Genomic DNA, 18152 nt, shown 5'->3' on the forward strand with positions numbered 1-18152 from the left:
GGGGTCGAGGACCCTTGCTCCACCGACCGCCTTACCATCGCTGCGGCCACCGCCACGACCGCCAACCCCGTCAGAAACATCCAGAGCATCTGCCGCCTCCTCTGTTGGGTTTCCGGGTAGCGCAGGGGACGGGTGGCCTCTGCCAAAAATGACCACGGCCCGGGGGGCGGCGGATCGCCAGGCCCGGGCCGCGTTGTTCAGCCCAGCTTGGCCCGCACCAGCTCTACGATCTCGTCGATGGTCTCGGCCACGGGCACGCCGGCGGCGGCGAAGGCGGCCAGCTTGGACTCGGGGGTGCCCACGTTGCCCATGATGATGGCCCCGGCGTGGCCCATCTTCTTGCCCTTGGGGGCGCTGCGCCCGCCGATAAAGCCCACCGCCGGTTTCTTCATGTGGGCCTTGATGTATTCGGCGGCGTCCTCCTCGTCGGAGCCGCCGATTTCGCCGCAGATCACCACGGCCTCGGTCTCGGGGTCGTCGTTGAACAGGGGCAGCAGGTCCTTGAAGGTGGTGCCGATGATGGGGTCGCCGCCGATGCCGATGCAGGTCGAAATGCCATACCCGGCGTCGGAGAGGGCCTTGGCGGTCTCGTAGGTCACGGTGCCCGAGCGGCTGATAAGGCCCACCTTGCCGCGCTTGAACACGTTGGCGGGCATGATGCCCAGCTTGCACTCGCCGGGGGTGATCAGGCCGGGACAGTTGCCGCCGATGAGGCGCACGTTACCCATGGCCTTGATCTCGGCTACGGCTTTGACCATGTCCAGGGTGGGGATGCCCTCGGTGATCAGCACCACCAGCGGGATCCCGGCGTGGGCAGCCTCGAGCGCCGCGTCCGCTGCACCCGGTGCGGGCACGAAGATGATCGAAGCGTCGATGCGGTGATGGCGGGTGGCTTCCTTGACCGTGTCGTAAACCGGAACCCCCTGAGCCATCTGCCCGCCCTTGCCGGGGGTCATCCCGGCGACGATCTTGGTTCCAGCCTTGATCATCTGCTCGGTGTGGAAAGCGCCCTCGCGCCCGGTGATGCCCTGTACCAGCACTTGGGTGTCTTTATTCACGAGGATGCTCATCGGACACCTCCGGTCATCGCGACGATGGCTTTGGCGGCTTCGATGGAGGTTGGGTACATGTAGATGGGGCGGTCCTCGAGCAGTTTCTTGGCCTCCTCCTCGGCAGTCCCGGCGACCCGCATGGCCACCGGCTTGGTCAGGATGCCCTCGTCCATGGCCCGGATCACGCCCTTGGCCACCTCGTCGGCGCGGGTGATGCCGCCAAAGATGTTGATGAACACGCCCTTGACGTCGGGGTCTTTGAGCACCACCTTGAGCGCGTTGTACACGATGTCGGCCTTGGCCCCTCCGCCGATGTCGAGGAAGTTGGCGGCCTTACCGCCAACCCGGTTCACCAAGTCTAGGGTATACATCACCAGTCCGGCTCCGTTGCCGATCACTCCTATCCAGCCATCCAACTTGACATAGGAGAAACCGTAGTTGGAGGCCTCGACCTCGAGCGGGTGTTCGGCGTCCACCTCGCGCAAGGTGGAGAGGTCGGGATGGCGGTAGAGGGCGTTGTCATCCAGCACGATCTTAGCGTCCGCCGCGACCACGTCGCCGCCAGAGGTCACTACTAGCGGGTTGATCTCAGCGGTGGAGGCGTCAATGCCCACGTAAGCGTTATAAAGCTGTACCAAAATTTGCGCCAGCTTGTTGAGGTTGCCCTCGAGGCCGGCCCGTTTGACCAGCTCGCGCGCCTCGAAGGGCCGCAGACCCCGGTGGGGATCGATGGGGTACTTGATGATCGCCTCGGGGCGCTCGGCGGCCACCTCTTCGATATCCACCCCGCCTTCTTTGGAGAGCATCAGCACCACGCGCTGGGTCACCCGGTCCAGGATCAGCCCGGCGTAGTACTCCTTGGCAATATCGACGGCTTTGGCCACCAGGACTTTTTTGGTTACGAAGCCCTTGATGTTGAGCCCCAAGATCTGGCCGGCCTTCTCGCGGGCTTCCTCGGGGGTCTTGGCCAGCTTGACCCCCCCAGCTTTGCCGCGTCCGCCGGTATGCACCTGGGCTTTGATCACCACTGTGTCGCCGTACTCGCTGGCGATCTGCTTGGCCTCGTCGGCGGTGTAGGCGATCTTCCCAGGCGGCACTGGGATGCCGTAGCGGGCCAAGAGCTCTTTGGCTTGGTACTCGTGTAAGTTCACCGCTTGCCTCCTGTGACAAACCTCAATCTGCTGCCCCATCGCGGCGCAGCGTTGACGGCCTAAAGCCTTAGAGATTATACGCTTCTAAAGCGCTGACAAGCACACTGGCCCGTGACGGCACGGGGTGGCCGCTGCCGGGATTTGTCCTCCGGGTGTCGGCGGGGTGAGCCACAAGGGGCAGCGAGTGGGGCGGGTTTACGTAGTGGGGCGGTCTAGCTTGGCAAACAGCAGCCGTCCCACCTGGGTCTGGATGGACTGGGTGATGGTCACCTGTACCTCTTGGCCGCGGTAGGCGAGCGCGTCATCCACCACGATCATGGTGCCGTCCTCCAGGTACCCCACCCCCTGCCCCGGCTCCTTGCCCTCCTTGACGATGGTGATGCGCAGGCTTTCTCCTGCTGCGTGCGGGCTGCGCAGCGCTGCTGCCAGGGCTTGGACCGAGAGGGCCTTGACCCCGTAGATGCGGGCCAGTTGCAAGAGGGCGTGGTCATTGGTGACCAGGGCTGCGCCCATCCGCCGGGCCAGGGCCAAAAGCTGGTCATCCACCGGATCATCGCTTTTGGCGCTTTCCTCGATCACTTCCAAGGTGGCGGAGTTCTTCAGGCGCTCGAGGGTCTCCAGACCTCGCCGCCCCTTGGCCCGCCGCTGGGCGTCGGAGGCGTCGGCGTGGTACTGGAGCTCCCGGAGGATGAACTGGGGCACGTACAGGGGGCCTTCCAAGAAGCCCAGCTCGACCACCTCGGCTACCCGTCCGTCGATGAGGATCGAGGTATCGAGCAGCTTGCCACCTCTGCTGCGCAAGCCTGGCTGCGGGTTTACCGGCTGGCGCGGCTTGAAGTACTCCCGGTTGGCCAGGGCCACCGCCGAGAGCAGGGTGATCAGGATGCCGGCTAGCACCAGCGACAACACCGGCGAGAAGCCCTCCCACTGCGAGAGTAGGCTGGTGAGGAGCACCGACAGCAGCAGCCCGACGGTGGCGGCCACGGTAAGGGCCACCGGGACCTCGGGCGGCAGGGCCTTGATCCGCTCCTGCATTCGAACGAAAGCCCACTCGAGCGTTTCGGTGAGCCGAGGGACCAACAAAAACCCTACCAACAGCCCCACCACCGCCAGGTAGATGCGGTTGAGCGAGAGCGCTCCGGCGGAGGAGGATAGGGCATCTACCAGCGACCCGGCCTGGTAGCCGAGATAGACGAACAGCAAGTAGGCGAGGAGGCGAACGAAACCCATAACCCGACCAAGCTCAGATAAGCTGGCGTATGGCCTCTTCGACGCTTCGGACGCGCCCGGGGTGCAGGGCCTGCTTGAACCCGGCCCGTTCGCCCTCGCGCAATCGGCGCTCGAGGCCTTCCACGCTGCGTACCTCCCCGGCCAGCCCTACCTCACCCACCAAGGCCGTATTCTCTGGGATCGGCTTTCCCACGACAGCAGAATACACCGCTACTGCTACCGCTAGGTCCAAACCGGCATCCAAGACCCGCAAGCCCCCGGCTAGGTTGACGTAGACATCTAAGTTACCCAAAGGCAGGTCAAGGCGGCGTTCCAAGACGGCCAGCACCACGTCTACTCGGCGGGCCTCGAGCCCTTGGGCGACCCGGCGCGGGGCAGGGAAGGGGGTGCGGGCGGCTAGGGCCTGCACCTCTAGCGCCAGGGCCCGTTCCCCCGAAAGCGCTAGGGCCACTGCGCTTCCCGGTACTCCCACCGGACGCTCGGCCAGGAAAGCCCCTGAGGGATTGGTGACCTCTTCCATACCCGCCTCGCCCATCTGGAAGACGCCCAACTCCCCCACCGGCCCGAAGCGGTTTTTGCTGCTGCGCAGCAGCCGGAAGGAACCGGCAGCCTCGAGGTAGAGCGTGGCATCCACCACGTGCTCGATCACCTTGGGCCCGGCTACCACCCCTTCCTTGGTGACGTGGCCGACCAGCACCGTGGTCACGCCATAGGCTTTGGCATAGCGGGTGAGGGCGGCGGTGCCCTCGCGCACCGAGACTAACGAACCTGCCGGGGAAGCGGCCTCGAGGGTCTGGACGGAGTCCACGATTAGGAAATCCGGGCGCTCGACCTCGAGCAAGGCCAAAAGCAGCTCAAGGTTGGTCTCGCGCAACAATTCCAGGTCCTCGTCTACCCCTAGCCGCTTGGCCCGCAGCCGGATCTGCCCCGGCGATTCCTCGCCCGCCAGGTACAAGACGCGCTTGCCCTGCGCGAGCATCCGGTGCGCTACCTGGAGCAAGAGGGTGCTCTTGCCGATCCCTGGCTCGCCCCCGATCAGCAAAACCTCGCCTTTCACAAAGCCCCCCCCCAGCACCCGGTCGAGTTCCCCCAGGCCGCTCGAGAAGCGCTCTTCCAGGCTCGCCGAGGCCTCCCGCAGCCGCATGATGTACCCGCCGGAAGATATACGCGCTTTGGCCTTGGGCGCTTCCGGGACTTCTTCCTTAAAGCTGTCCCAAGCCCCGCAGTTGGGGCAGCGCCCCAGGGTCTTGACGGACTTGTAGCCGCACTCGGTACAGCGGTATTGGGTAGAGGTTCGGGCCATGATCTAGACTATTCTTCCTCAAGCGCGCGGTTTGACAAGAAAGAAAAAAGGAGGGGCTCACCACCCCACCCGAGGCCTTGCGCCTTAGACCAAACTGACTTCTTCTTCTTCGAAGGTAACCTCCCCCCCCTTGAGCGTGACCAGCAGGGTCCGCCCGGGGCGGGTCAGGAGGGCCAGCGAGAGCGGGTCTTCTACCTTTTCGCGAATCAGGTTGCGCAGGACCCGCGTCGAGCCCTTCTTGGGGGCTTGCTCGACCAACCAAGCAGCGATGGCCGGGTCGAAGCGCACCGTCTTCTCGCGGCTGGCCAGCTCCTGAGCGATGTCCTCTAACATGTTCTGGGTCACCTGGATCAGCTCCGCCTCGTTTAGGGTGCGGAAGCGGATCACCTCATCGAGCCGGTCCAAGAACTCTGGGGTAAACATCGCCCTAAGGGGGCTTTCGGTGTCCACTTCGCGGCTGGTGAAGCCGATGCCGGGGCCCACGTTGAAGCCGGTGTTGGAAGTCATGATCAGGATGACCCGGCGGAAGTCCACCGTGCGGCCTAGCCCGTCGGTCAGGCGGCCTTCGTCCAGCACTTGCAAAAAGGTGTTGTAGATGTCGGGGTGGGCCTTTTCTATCTCGTCGAGGAGCACCACGCTGAAGGGCTGGCGGCGCACGGCCTCGGTGAGGCGACCCCCCTGCTCATAGCCCACATAGCCGGGCGGGGCCCCGATCAGCTTGGAGATGGAGTGCGGCTCCTGGAACTCGCTCATGTCAAAGCGCACCAAGGCCCGCTCGGAGCCGAAGAGGACCTCGGCTAGGGCTTTGGCCAAGTGGGTTTTACCGACCCCTGAGGAGCCCACGAACAAGAAGCTGGCCGCAACCCGGGTCCGCCCCCCCAGGCCTACCCGGCTGCGCCGGAGGGCGGCCACCAGGGCTTCTACGGCCTCATCTTGGCCGATGACCCGTTTTTTCAGCTCCTCCTCCAGGCCGAAGAGCTTTTGGTCGTCCTTGTCATCCACATATACGCCGCCCCAGCTGTCCACCACGGCTTCGATATCCTCCCGGCTTACCAGGGGGGTGCCGTCCTCGTCCTCAGCTACCGGGAGGCCTAAAGAGGCATTGAGCCGTACCCGGCTGGCGGCCTCGTCGATGAGGTCGATGGCCTTATCGGGGAAGTTGCGGCCCGGCAGGCTGCGGATACCGATTTTAACCGAGAGGTCCAGGATCTCGTCGGGGATGACCACCCCGTGGTGAGCCTCGTAGCGAGGGCGCAAGCCCCGCAAGATTTCGCTGGTTTCTTCGGGGGTGGGCTCGAGAACGATCACCGGCTGGAAGCGGCGCTCGAGGGCAGCGTCTTTCTCGATGTAGCGGTGGTATTCGCCCGTCGTGGTGGCCCCGATGACCTGGATCTCACCCCGCGAGAGCGGTGGCTTGAGGATATTGGCCGCATCCAGGGTGCCCTCTGCTCCACCCGCCCCGATGAGGGTATGAAGCTCGTCGATAAACGCTACCACCTTGGCGTTCTTGAGCTCTTCGATGATCTGGCGCAGCCGTTCTTCAAACTCGCCGCGGTACTTGGTCCCGGCCACAACCCCGGCCAGGTCCACCGAGACGATGCGGGCCCCGCGCAGCACCGGGGGCACCCGCCCCTCGATGATGGCCTGGGCCAAACCCTCCACGATGGCAGTTTTACCCACCCCCGGGTCGCCGACCAGCACCGGGTTGTTTTTGGTGCGCCGGGCCAGGATCTGGATCACCCGGTTGATCTCTTCGGTCCTGCCGATCACCGGGTCGAGCTTGCCCTCTCGGGCTTCCTTGGTGAGGTCGCGTCCATATTCGTCAAGGAAGGGAGTTGCCACGGCCTTCTCCTTGGTGGTTTCACCAGCCTGTGACAGTACCCGCCAGCGGATGGTGTCCACGTCCTTGGCGTAATGGGTCATGATGCGGTAGGCGATGCCATCCCCCTCGCGGATAATGCCCAGGAGGATATGCTCTGTGCCGATCACTGGAGAGCCCATGTTACGGGCCTCGGCAGCCGCCAGTTCCATCACCCGTCGGGCCCTGGGGGTAATCGCTGGGGGCTCGCCGCTACGCGAACCCTCCCCCCGCCCGACCAGCTCTTCGACCATGCGCCGCATGGCCTCGAGAGTCGCCCCATACTCCATCAGGATGCGCGCGGCGGTACCCCCCTCGCGCATCAGGCCCAAGAGGAGATGCTCCGGGCCGATCATGCTGTGCCCGAGGCGACTACCCTCCTCCCTCGCGTAATGGAATACCAGCCTGGCGCGATCATCGTACCTGTTCAAGAGCTACCCCCTTCGTATTCAAGGCTCCTCACTTCTGATGATATACTACGCAGCCCCAGATGGGATGTTTGAGCGGCCGGTTACACGGTATAACCCGACCGCGGGGATGGCCTATAGTATCCGAAGGCTACGAAAAAACTGCTCGAGCTTTTGGTGGGAGGCGATTGACCGGGTGGCTTTTTTTGTTCATCATGGAAGGGCGTTGATCCGCAGGAGTACCCTGGGGCTCAGCTTCAGCGAGCCTGGGAGGGTGCGAGCCAGGTAGCCAGAGCCAGGGGAAGGGCGGCGGAGATTAGCCATGGGCCAACGCGAATCAGAGGGCTCGAGGGGCTCCCCTCGAGAACTGGGGTGGAACCGCGAGTAGTGCCTTTGCTATTCGTCCCCAGGCATCGTGCCGGGGACGTTTTTTGTTCCCCGGCTCCGCGTAAGGGAAAGGAGCTTCTATGCCTGCTGAAACGATGGATGAACTGGTCTCTTTGTGCAAGCGACGGGGCTTCATCTTCCAGGGCTCGGAGATCTATGGAGGTCTCCAGGGCACTTACGACTATGGCCCGTTGGGGGTTGAACTCAAAAATAACCTCAAGGCGGCTTGGTGGAAGGCCAACGTCTATGAACGCGACGACATGGAGGGTCTAGACGCTTCGATCCTCACCCACCGGCTGGTGCTGCACTACTCGGGCCACGAGGCCACCTTTGCCGATCCGCTGATCGACAACCGCATCAGCAAGAAACGCTACCGGCTCGACCACCTGCTCAAAGAGCAAAAACCGGGGGTAGTAGAGGCCGTGGCGGTAGGAATGGGCCTCGAGCCCCACGCTGACCTCACCGCCGTGGTCGCTGCGCTGATGGCCGATCCCGAGCGGGCGGCCCAGGCTATGAGAGCTGCGCGGGTCATTGACCCCGCCGACGGCGCTCCCGGCGACTGGACCCCGCCCCGGCCTTTCAACATGATGTTCAAAACCACCATCGGCCCGGTGGCGGATGAGGATTCCTACGGCTACTTGCGCCCTGAGACCGCGCAGGGCATATTCATCAACTTCAAAAACGTGCTCGACTCCACGGCTCGGCGGCTGCCCTTTGGCATCGCCCAGATCGGCAAGGCGTTTCGCAACGAGATCACCCCGCGCAACTTTATCTTTCGGGTGCGCGAGTTCGAGCAGATGGAGATCGAGTACTTCGTCAAGCCCGGCACCGATGAACACTGGCATCAGCACTGGCTCGAGGCGCGGCTAAGGTGGTGGGAGGCGCAGGGAATTCCACGCGCGCAGATCCGGGTGCTGGACGTGCCCAAGGAGGACCTGGCCCACTACTCCAAGCGTACCTTCGACCTGATGTATAACTTCCCTACCCTGGGCTTCGAGGAGATCGAGGGCATCGCCAATCGCAGCGATTACGACTTGGGCTCGCACACCAAGGGTCAGCGTGAGTTGGGTATACAGGCCAGAGTCATGGAGAACACCGACTCCACTGCCCGCTTGGCCATCCAGGATCCCGAGACGGGCAAGTGGATGGTACCCTTCGTCATCGAGCCCTCGGCAGGGGTGGACCGGGGGGTGTTGGCGGTGCTCGCCGAGGCATACACGCGGGAGGAGCTCGAGTCCGGTGAAGAGCGCATCGTGCTCAAGCTCAAACCCCACCTGGCCCCCATCAAGGTCGCGGTGATTCCCCTGGCCAAGAACAAGGAGGAGATCACCTCCTACGCCAGGGGTCTCAAGGCCGAGCTGCAGGCCTTGGGCCCAGGGCGAGTGCTTTACGAGGACACCGGCAACATCGGCAAGGCTTACCGCCGCCACGACGAGGTGGGCACGCCCTTCTGCATCACGGTTGACTACGACACCATCGGCAAGAGCCAAGACGGCGGCACGGCCCTCAAGGACACCGTGACCGTGCGCGACCGCGACACCATGCAACAGGAGCGGGTTCACGTGAAGGAGTTGCCTCGGTATCTGCAAGAACGGCTCGCTAATTGACTTTTAGGGGCTTGGCGTGTAAGGTCGAAGTCAATGGTTTGGTATACCACTACTGGCTAGGCGACGGCTCCCCCGAGCCGTCGCCCTCACCTGCCTATCCAGGCGGGTTTTTTGTTGAGGAGGAGCAGATGAAAATCGCCATCGTAGGTGCAACCGGTGCGGTAGGGCAAGAGCTGTTGAGGGTGCTCGAGCAACGCAACTTTCCGCTTTCGGAGCTGAGGCTTTACGCCTCGGCGCGCTCCGCTGGGAAGACCCTGAGCTTTCGCGGCGAAGAGTACCCGGTGGAAGCCCTCCCCGAGGGTCCTTTGCCGGTGGATATCGTGCTGGCTAGCGCTGGAGGTAGCCTCTCCAAGCAATACGCCTCTATCTGGGCTAGGCAGTCCGTCGTAATCGACAACTCTTCGGCTTTTCGCTACGAGCCTTGGGTTCCGCTGGTGGTGCCAGAGATCAACGCCGAAGCGATTCGGGGGCATAAAAACCTCATCGCCAACCCTAACTGCACCACCGCGATCCTGCTGATGGCTCTTTATCCGCTCCATAAGGCCTTCAAGGCCAAGCGGGTCATCGTGAGTACTTATCAGTCCTCGAGTGGGGCGGGAGCCAGCGGGATGCAGGAACTGCTAGAAGGAACGCGCGACTTCCTGGCGGGGAAGCCGCTTCAGAGCCGAACTTTTGCCCACCCCTTGCCGTTTAACGTCATCCCTCACATCGACGCTTTCCAGGACAACGGCTACACCAAAGAGGAGATGAAAGTGTTGTGGGAAAGCCAGAAGATCATGGGAGACAACACGGTGAAGCTTTCCTGCACAGCGGTGCGGGTCCCTACCTTGCGGGTCCACTCGGAAGCGGTGACGGCGGAGTTTGAACGCCCGATTACCCCGGAGGCTGCCCGCGAGGTGCTACGTCAGGCGCCTGGGGTGGATTTGGTGGACGACCCGGCCAACAAGCAGTATCCCTTGCCGCTTAGGGCGAGCGGCAAATACAACGTTGAAGTAGGCCGGATTCGCAAAAACCTGGTTTTTGATAACGGGCTAGATTTCTTTGTGGCGGGAGATCAGTTGCTCAAGGGGGCGGCCCTCAACGCGGTACAGATCGCCGAACTCCTCGTCGAGATGGGGGAAGTTCGCTCCGCGGTGGCCTCCTAAGCAATCAGAGATTTTCTTCACGAACAGGGTATCGTGAAGGGCTACTCAAGCTCAGCATGGACGATTTTCTGAAAGCTACTTGGTACGTCCTCGAGGACCCTCAAGTTCCAGGCGAGTACCTCATCCTAGAGTCCTTGGGGCAAAAGCTTACGGCGATTTGGCTCAACCAGGACGAGGCTCGAGCCTTCATGGCGAAGACTCCCAGCGCTGCGGGGATGCAAGTAGAGAAGCTCGAGGGCTATGCCCTCAAGGAGACGTACCTAGCTGCTCTAGGGCGTCTGGGGGTGGATCAGCTCGTGGTGGGATACCAGCCGGGAGTGCTCCAGGCCCGGCTTATACCGCGCGAAAAGGCCCTGCAAAGGCTACATCTATTGGCGTGGGAAGGCTAAGCCACCGCCTCCTGCGTGTGACGTGAGCGCTGCACAATGCCCCAAAAATCAAGTTACCAGACCACTATATACTGATGGGCATGAGACGTTACTTGATGGCGTTGGCTTTGATCCTCTCGATTCCGGCGATGGCGCAAAGCTTCCAGGTCACCCTGGGCAGTTCCTTCGGCATTAACGCCGGGGTGCGTTTTCCCCTGGTTCCTTTGTTAGTAGACGGACGCGCCTATGCAGGGTACAACCCCTTTGGAGGTGGCGCCTTGGGCGGCGGGGTGGACGTGCTGGCCAAAATTCCCCTGACCGACCTCTACGCGGGCGGAGGGGCTTTCTTTGGAACCGGCCCGGCGATCTCCTTGCTTAACCAGGGGAACTACGGGGTGCGCGGGGTGGTAGGGACCTACCTCAACCTAGGGCTGCCCATGGTGGGCTTTTTCGTCGAGGTATACCCCACGATTTACCTAGGGGCCAACTCGAGCTTTGGTCTAGGTGGGGCGGTGGGAGTGAATATCGGCTTATAGCTGGCGCGTTCCCCAGAGGGCGGGGCCCCGGTACTTAAACCCGGATCGTTACCCTGGCCCCGCGCTCGAAGAGGTGGATGCTGTCGATAAAGCGCACCACCCGGGTCTTGTACCCCATCACGATGGAGTGGGTACGGGCCCCGCCCCCGAAAAAGCGCACCCCCTCGAGGATATCCCCGTGGGTGATCCCGGTCGCCGCAAAGACGATCTCTTTACCGGGGGCCAGATCGTTGGTGCGGTAGATCTGGTGCTCGTTGGCCCCCATGGCCTGCATCCGTTCGCGCTGGGCATCGTCGGCGGGCAGGAATTTGGCTTGGATCTCGCCCCCCAGGCACTTGAGGGCTGCTGCGGCCAACACCCCCTCGGGGGCTCCGCCGCTGCCCATCAGTGCATGAACCCCGGTGCCGCGCACCGCCACCGCCAGCGCGGCCACCACATCCCCGTCCCCGATCAGCTTGACCCGGGCCCCGGCGTCGCGGATCTCCTGGATGAGCTTCTCGTGGCGAGGGCGATCCAGCACCACGACCACCAGGTCTTCCACGCCGCGTTGGAGCGACTCGGCGATCAAGCGCAGGTTGGCCTTGACGGGATACTCCAGGCTCACCTTTCCCGCCGCCGGAGGGGCCACCACCAGCTTCTCCATGTACATATCAGGGGCGTGGAGGAGCCCGCCTTTCTCGCTGATGGCGATGACCGTGATGGAGTTGGGCAGCCCTTTGGCGGTGATGGTGGTGCCCTCCACCGGGTCCACCGCGATATCCACCTCGGGGCCACCCGTCCCGAGTTTTTCCCCGATATAGAGCATAGGGGCTTCGTCCATCTCCCCCTCGCCGATCACCACCGTGCCGTTGATGGGTAGCTCGCCTAGCACCTGGCGCATGGCCTCGGTACCGGCAGCGTCCACGGCTTCTTTGTCGCCTTTTCCGGCTAGGCGGCTAGCGGCCAAGGCGGCTTGCTCGGTGACGCGGGCGACCTCGAGTACCAGTAGGCGTTCGATCTCCATAAACTGAGCCTATCAAAGCTCGAGTCAGCCTCGCCGCGGTAGCGGTTCCAACAGACCGCTGCTATTTTGCGGACGGGCACCCATCAGCTCTGCGCGAAAAGCTACTGGGAGCAGGACCAAGATGCAGCGGTGAACGCGGCAAGCCCTCTTGGCTCAGACTGGGGGAACACGCTCGACCGGGATGGACGCGCTTTTTTGGTTGCGCTCCCATAGCACTCGAGCCAGATCCTGAGGGCTCAGGCCCAGCTCGGTCAACGTAAAGAGCAGGTGAAAGAGCAGGTCCGCGGCTTCCCAGGCGAGTTCTTCCCGGCTACCATTCTTTGCGGCGATGATGACCTCTCCAGCTTCCTCCCCGATCTTCTTGAGGATGCGGTCGAGGCCCGCGTCGTGCATCTTTACCACATAAGAGCCCTCGGGGCGCTCGCGGAGCCGAGCGCGGAGGGTGCGGTAGACCTTTTCCAGCACTTCGCCCAGGGGAGGCGTCGTGGTTTCCGTAATGGAGTGGTGAAAACACGTCTCGGCCCCGGTGTGGCAGGCCGGGCCGGTAGGGATCACCCGGTAGAGCACCGCATCCTGGTCGCAATCCAGCAGCACCTCTACCACCTCTTGGGTGTTGCCGGAGGTGGCCCCTTTGACCCAAAGCTCGCCCCGGCTGCGGCTCCAGAAGGTGCTTTGGCGGGTCTCGAGGGTTTTGGCTAGGGCTTCCCGGTTAGCGTAGGCCAGGGTCAGCACCTGGCCGCTTTGGGCGTCCTGTACGACCACCGGCACCAGGCCGTTGGCGTCGAATTGCACGTCCTCGATATTCATGCGGGCACCTCGATGCGGATAGGGAAACCCTTTGAAGCCAGGTACTCCTTGAGTTCGGGGATGGGGATTTCCCCAAAGTGGAACACCGAAGCGGCTAGGGCGGCGTCAGCTACCTCGAGCACCGCTGCGAAATCCTCGCGCCTTCCCGCTCCGCCCGAGGCGATCAGCGGAACCCCCACCGCCTCGCGGACGGCCCGGGTGAGCGGGAGGTCGTAGCCGGCCTTGGTTCCGTCTTGGTCCATGCTGGTGAGCAGGATTTCCCCCGCCCCTAGCTCTACCCCGCGCTCGGCCCATCGCACCGCATCGAGGCCAGTAGGGGTGCGTCCCCCCGCTACATAGACCTCCCAGCCATCGGGGCTCTTCCGGGCGTCAATCGCCAGCACTACCGCCTGCGAACCGAAGTGATCGGAGAGTTCCCGGATGAGTTCGGGTCGCCTGACCGCTGCTGAGTTCACCGAGACTTTATCGGCGCCGGCGAGGAGCAGGGCTCGAGCGTCCTCCAGGCTCCGCACTCCGCCCCCCACGGTGAGCGGGATAAACACCTGCTCCGCTACCTGCGAAACCAAATCGAGCAGGATTTTCCGCTCCTCATGGGTGGCGGTGATGTCGAGAAAGACCAGCTCGTCAGCCCCTGCTCGGTCGTAGGCACGGGCGGCTTCCACAGGGTCTGCGGCGTCCCGCAGGTTTACGAAATTGACCCCCTTGACCACCCGCCCGGCGTGGACATCCAGACAAGGGATGAGGCGTTTGGCTAGCATGGACAGAGTATAGCCCCTGGGCGAAAGTTCTTTGTGCTCAGCGCTCGAGCAGGCTCAGCACCTCTACGTGATGGGTGAAGGGGTAGAAGTCATAAGGTCGGGCGAAAGCGAGCCGGTAACCGGCCTGGGTGAGCCCCCGCACATCCCTGGCCCAAGTCGCAGGGTCGCAGGAGACATAGAGCACCCGTCTAGGGCGGGCCTGTACGATCGCCTGCATCACCTCCGCCGCTAGCCCGGAGCGGGGCGGGTCCACCGCGACCAAATCGGCGGGGGTGAACCTGGAAAGCTCCCTTGCGTCCCCGCGGTGAAAGCGCAGGTGACTCACCCCCAGCCTTTCCCGGTCGGCCTCCCCGCGCTTTACGGCATCCCGGCTGATCTCGACGGCGATCACCTCGCAAAACCGCTCGGCCAGGTGGAGCCCCAAGACCCCGCTCCCCGCGTAGAGTTCAATGGCTCTTCCTCCGTTCCCTACGATCCGGGCGGCTTCCTGGTACAAAAGCCCGGCGGCTTTGGGGTTGACTTGGGCGAAGCTCTGCACCTCTACGGTGGAGAGCACCCCGCCGAACTCCTCGAGCAAGCCTCCCTCCCCGGCCAGACGCCGCACCCGCCCCCGAAAGCGCCCTTTGGGGCTGACCTCGGCCCAGACCACCCCAGCCAGGCCCTCCCGTACCAAAGCCTGGGCGGTGGGCTTCCAAGAGTGAGCCTCCCCGCCGATCAGGCCCACCAGGGTGCGTCCCTCGTACAGGCTGCCCCGCAGCACCACCTCGTCGAGGTTCGAGAGCGGCCAGCGCGACAACAGCCGGAAAGCCTCCTGCAAGGGGGGCGCGATCAAGGGGTCTTGCTCGAGCTTTACCAGCTGGTGGCTGTCGGGTTTGCGGTAGGCGAGCCCGCCAGAAGGATGCAGCGCATACTGCGCGGCGGTGCGGTAGCCGAGGGCTTCCGGCGAGGGTTGGATGGGGGAGAGGGGAAACTCGAGCTTGGCAATGCGCCCCAGGGCTTCGTGCACCAAGCCCTGCTTGAGCGGCAGTTGGGCGGAGTAATAGAGGGGAAGATCAGCGGTCGGAGGAAGCGGGTCGGGATAGCGCTCAGGGTGGGCCTGGAGGATGTCCAATACCTGGCCCTCGAGGTGGTGCTTGCGCGACCGGAGCCCTACCCGAACCACCTCGCCGGGCAGGGCCCCGCGCACCAGGACCGTACCCATCGCGGTACGGGCCAGGCCCAGGCCACCCGGCACTAGCTTTTCTATGGTCAGTGTCACACCCCTAACTTTACGGGAACCTTCGGGAGGACCTAAGGGCACGGGTAATATTGATCTTCGGAGCGCCACGTCCCGCGTCGTACGCGAAGGACGGTTGCAGCGGCAAAGCAGGTTATAGTAAGTTGCACCGGGGAAACCCTAACCAGCGCCGTAAAGACGGACCGAAGAGTTTGGGGGGACCTGAAAATCATCTCGAGGCTTAGGAGGAAGATGCGATGAAGAAAATCCTACTAACTTTAGCGTCGCTCACCTTGGCGGCTTCCGCGCTGGCTCAGGAGTTCGTGACCATCGGATCTGGGGCCACCACCGGGGTCTACTTTCCGGTGGCTACGGGCATCGCCAAGCTGATCAACGATGCCAACGCGGGTATACGGGCTAACGCTCGCTCCACCGGCGGGAGCGTGTTTAACATCAACGCCATCGCCTCCGGGGAGTTGCAGATGGGCCTTTCCCAAAACGATATCGCCTATTACGCCTATAACGGCAGCAGCATCCCCGCCTTCGAGGGTAAACCGGTCAAGTCCATCCGCTCCATCGCGGTGCTTTACCCTGAAGTGGTGCACATCGTCGCCCGGGCGGAGGCCAAAATTGACTCGGTCGCTGACCTCAAGGGCAAGCGGGTGGTGGTGGGCGACGTAGGCTCGGGCACCGAGCAGAACACCCGTCAGATCCTCGAGGCCTACGGGCTCACCTTTAACGACCTGGGCCAGACCATCCGGGTAGGGGCTTCCCAGGGGATCTCGCTGTTGCAGGATGGCCGGGCTGACGCCATGTTCTACACCGTGGGTCTGGGGGCTTCGGCCATTCAGCAACTGGCCCTCACCACCCGGATCAACCTGGTCACGGTGGAACCGGCTAAACTCAAGACCCTCACCCAGAAGTATCCCTTTTACACCAGCTTCATCATCCCCAGCGGGGTCTACCGCGGCGTAGAGGTGAGCACCCCTACCGTGGCCGTGCTCTCGATGCTACTGGCTTCCGACCAGCTCAGCGCGGATAGCGTGTACAAGATCATGAAGGCCACCTTTGACAACCTGGCTGAGTTCAAGAAGATCCACCCCAACCTCGAGCGCTACTTCGACCCGAAAAAGGCGGTGCGCAACCTCCCGGTTCCGCTGCACCCCGGTGCCGAGCGTTACTGGAAGGAAAAGGGCGTAATCAAGTAGTCCGCTGGCCCCTTGGATAGGCCCCCTGTGCGGGGCCGATCTTTTTGTGGAGCCAAAGGAGCTTCGAAGGGATATATTGGCGTATGTTGCTCAGTGCCTGAGGAGGTAAGAATGGCCGAGGACAACCGTGCCTTGGAGATCGTAGAGGAGTCTGAGTTAGGAGGGCGTAAACCCAAGGGTTATAGCCGTTGGCTGATCTTCGCCGTCGCCGTTGCTTGGAGTCTGTTCCAGCTGTGGGCCACCTGGGCCGGAACCCTGGATCCGCTCAAGCTGCGCGCCATTCACCTGGCCTTTGCCCTAGCCTTGGCCTTCTTGGTCTACCCCTTTTCCAAGAAGAGCCCTAGAGACCGGGTTCCTTGGGCGGACTGGCTGCTGGCGGGCTTGGGGGTGGTTGGGGCGCTTTATGTGGTGGTGGAGTATTACGGGATCACGCAGATCCGCGGCGGGGTGCCAAACCAGCTCGACAGCGTGATGGCCACCCTGACCATTTTGGTTTTGCTGGTGGCCAGCTGGCGGGTTTTAGGCAAAGCGCTGCCGATCATCGCCGCGGTTTTTCTGCTATATGCCCTTACTGGTCCTAAGGGAGCGCTTCATTTCAGCCTACCTGCTTTTTTGCAGCTCCATGCTGGGTTTACCTGGCCCCAGGCGGTAGGCCAGCTCTACCTGACCACCGAGGGGCTGTGGGGTACGCCCATCGGGGTATCGGCTACTTTTGTGTTTTTGTTTGTGCTCTTCGGGGCGCTTTTAGATAAGGCCGGAGCTGGGCAGTTCCTGATCCAGATCGCCTACAGCTTGTTGGGAACCTTCCGGGGTGGCCCGGCCAAGGCCGCGGTGGTGGCTTCGGGGCTGCACGGGATGGTCTCGGGCTCCTCGGTTTCTAACGTGGTCACGGTGGGAACCCTGACCATCCCGCTGATGAAGCGGGTGGGCTACCCGGCGGAGACCGCGGGGGCCATCGAGGTAGCGGGGGGATCCAACGGGCAGCTCATGCCCCCGGTGATGGGAGCGGCGGCCTTCATCATGGCCGAATACCTCTCCATCCCCTACAGCCAGCTCATCGTCTATGCCGCCGTGCCGGCGGTGTTGGCCTATGCCACCCTTTTCGTGGTGGTGCACCTCGAGGCCTTACGGCTGGGCCTCAAAGGGGTTCCGCGTTCCGAGCTGCCCGCTGCCGGGCCTATTTTGCGCAGCGGTTTCCACTATCTGATCCCTCTGGGATACTTGATCTACAGCCTGGTCATCGCCCACATGACCCCCGAGCGGGCGGCCTTCAACACGGTGATGTTGATCGGCCTGTTGATCCTCCTGCAGGAGGCCTGGCGCGCTTGGCGAGGCGGCCAGGGAGCGCTATGGGGGCTGCGCCGGGGGGCGGGGCTGATCTTGGAGGGCCTCGAGGCAGCGGGGCGAGGTATGGTGGGGATCGCCTTGGCCACCGCCAGCGCGGGGATCATCGTGGGGGTAGTGACCATCACCGGAATCGGTTTTGGCCTCTCCGACATCGTGCAGGCCCTGTCCATGGGCAATATCATCGCCGTGCTGGTGATGACCCAGATCATCTGCCTGATCCTGGGGATGGGACTTCCCACCACCGCCAACTACATCGTCATGGCGAGCTTGGTGGTGCCGGTGGTGCTCAACCTGGCGGAGAAGGCTGGCCTCCAGGTGCCCGCGGTGGCCGCCCACCTCTTCGTGTTTTACTTCGGCATCATGGCCGACTCTACCCCACCTGTGGCGCTGGCGGCCTATGCGGCGAGCGCTATCGCCAGATCGGATTTCTGGCGCACCGGGGTACAGGGCTTTGTCTACGAGATGCGCACCGCCTTTTTGGCCTACATGTTCTTTTTTAACCCCAAGCTGCTGTTGATCGGGGTGAATGGTTTCTTCGACGTCCTCGAGGTGGTGCTCTCGGGCTTCATAGGCATGGTGGCCTTTGCTTCGGGGGTGATGGGGTTCTTGCACCGCCCGCTCAACTGGCTGCAGCGGCTGTTGTTGCTGGGGGCGGCGGTGGCCCTGGTAACCCCGGGCATCCAAAGCGACTTGGTCGGGGCCGGGCTGCTGTTGCTGGTCTATGTTTGGCAGCGCATGACCTCGGCTCGAGCTAGGCTCAGCGCATAAC

General features: G+C 63.2%; 15 protein-coding genes. 6 read left to right on the plus strand and 9 right to left on the minus strand.

Features of this window, described 5'->3' with window-relative positions; all coding sequences use genetic code 11:
• Positions 1–197: 197 nt before the first annotated feature.
• The 5 genes from sucD to DNA98_RS03545 all read right to left on the minus strand — a co-directional run bounded on the left by sucD (position 198) and on the right by DNA98_RS03545 (position 7025).
• Positions 198–1070: a succinate--CoA ligase subunit alpha gene (gene sucD, locus DNA98_RS03525; protein ID WP_110525824.1), complete on the minus strand. Its 873-nt coding sequence runs from the start codon at positions 1068–1070 to the stop codon at positions 198–200.
• Positions 1067–2203 (minus strand): ADP-forming succinate--CoA ligase subunit beta, encoded by a 1137-nt coding sequence (gene sucC, locus DNA98_RS03530; RefSeq protein WP_165363917.1) that lies wholly within the window; start codon positions 2201–2203, stop codon positions 1067–1069. Before sucC ends, sucD begins: the two co-directional genes overlap by 4 nt.
• Positions 2204–2398: 195 nt before the next feature.
• Entirely contained in the window at positions 2399–3433 is a 1035-nt protein-coding gene (locus DNA98_RS03535; RefSeq protein ID WP_110525830.1) for a PIN/TRAM domain-containing protein, read from the minus strand.
• A 13-nt stretch (positions 3434–3446) separates the two neighbouring features.
• Positions 3447–4736 (minus strand): DNA repair protein RadA, encoded by a 1290-nt coding sequence (gene radA, locus DNA98_RS03540; RefSeq protein ID WP_110525833.1) that lies wholly within the window; start codon positions 4734–4736, stop codon positions 3447–3449.
• A gap of 84 nt (positions 4737–4820) precedes the next feature.
• Positions 4821–7025 carry an ATP-dependent Clp protease ATP-binding subunit gene (locus DNA98_RS03545; protein WP_110525836.1) on the minus strand — a complete coding sequence of 735 codons (2205 nt, stop codon included), beginning with the start codon at positions 7023–7025 and terminating at the stop codon, positions 4821–4823.
• 443 nt (positions 7026–7468) lie between these two features.
• Between DNA98_RS03545 and DNA98_RS03550 the strand changes: the two genes are divergently transcribed.
• The 4 genes from DNA98_RS03550 (at position 7469) to DNA98_RS03565 (ending at position 11044) form a co-directional block, all read left to right on the plus strand.
• Positions 7469–8995, plus strand: coding sequence for a glycine--tRNA ligase (locus tag DNA98_RS03550; RefSeq protein ID WP_110525839.1), 1527 nt, complete (start codon positions 7469–7471; stop codon positions 8993–8995).
• Between the two features lie 128 nt (positions 8996–9123).
• Positions 9124–10140, plus strand: coding sequence for an aspartate-semialdehyde dehydrogenase (locus tag DNA98_RS03555; RefSeq protein ID WP_110526513.1), 1017 nt, complete (start codon positions 9124–9126; stop codon positions 10138–10140).
• A gap of 56 nt (positions 10141–10196) precedes the next feature.
• The gene (locus DNA98_RS03560) at positions 10197–10529 is read left to right on the plus strand and encodes a DUF3234 domain-containing protein (protein ID WP_110525842.1); all 333 of its coding nucleotides are present in this window, start codon (positions 10197–10199) and stop codon (positions 10527–10529) included.
• Positions 10530–10609: 80 nt separating this feature from the next.
• Positions 10610–11044 (plus strand): hypothetical protein, encoded by a 435-nt coding sequence (locus tag DNA98_RS03565; protein ID WP_165363919.1) that lies wholly within the window; start codon positions 10610–10612, stop codon positions 11042–11044.
• 34 nt (positions 11045–11078) lie between these two features.
• Here DNA98_RS03565 and glpX read toward each other — a convergent pair whose 3' ends face one another.
• From glpX to DNA98_RS03585, 4 genes are all read right to left on the minus strand, one after another.
• Entirely contained in the window at positions 11079–12047 is a 969-nt protein-coding gene (gene glpX, locus DNA98_RS03570) for a class II fructose-bisphosphatase (protein WP_110525848.1), read from the minus strand.
• 153 nt (positions 12048–12200) lie between these two features.
• On the minus strand, positions 12201–12854 hold the full coding sequence (hisIE, locus tag DNA98_RS03575; RefSeq protein ID WP_110525850.1) for a bifunctional phosphoribosyl-AMP cyclohydrolase/phosphoribosyl-ATP diphosphatase HisIE: 654 nt from the start codon (positions 12852–12854) through the stop codon (positions 12201–12203).
• Positions 12851–13612: an imidazole glycerol phosphate synthase subunit HisF gene (gene hisF / locus DNA98_RS03580; RefSeq protein ID WP_110525853.1), complete on the minus strand. Its 762-nt coding sequence runs from the start codon at positions 13610–13612 to the stop codon at positions 12851–12853. Before hisF ends, hisIE begins: the two co-directional genes overlap by 4 nt.
• Positions 13613–13649: 37 nt before the next feature.
• Positions 13650–14813, minus strand: coding sequence for a class I SAM-dependent RNA methyltransferase (locus DNA98_RS03585; protein WP_110526516.1), 1164 nt, complete (start codon positions 14811–14813; stop codon positions 13650–13652).
• Positions 14814–15085: 272 nt separating this feature from the next.
• On the opposite strand from DNA98_RS03585, the gene DNA98_RS03590 reads away from it, so the two are divergent.
• Positions 15086–16036: a TAXI family TRAP transporter solute-binding subunit gene (locus DNA98_RS03590; RefSeq protein WP_110525856.1), complete on the plus strand. Its 951-nt coding sequence runs from the start codon at positions 15086–15088 to the stop codon at positions 16034–16036.
• Between the two features lie 111 nt (positions 16037–16147).
• Positions 16148–18151, plus strand: a complete 2004-nt coding sequence (locus tag DNA98_RS03595) for a TRAP transporter permease (RefSeq protein ID WP_110525859.1) — start codon at positions 16148–16150, stop codon at positions 18149–18151.
• The last annotated feature ends 1 nt before the right edge of the window (position 18152 follow it).

Origin of the sequence: Meiothermus sp. Pnk-1, from assembly GCF_003226535.1 — a bacterium.
Taxonomy (GTDB): domain Bacteria; phylum Deinococcota; class Deinococci; order Deinococcales; family Thermaceae; genus Allomeiothermus.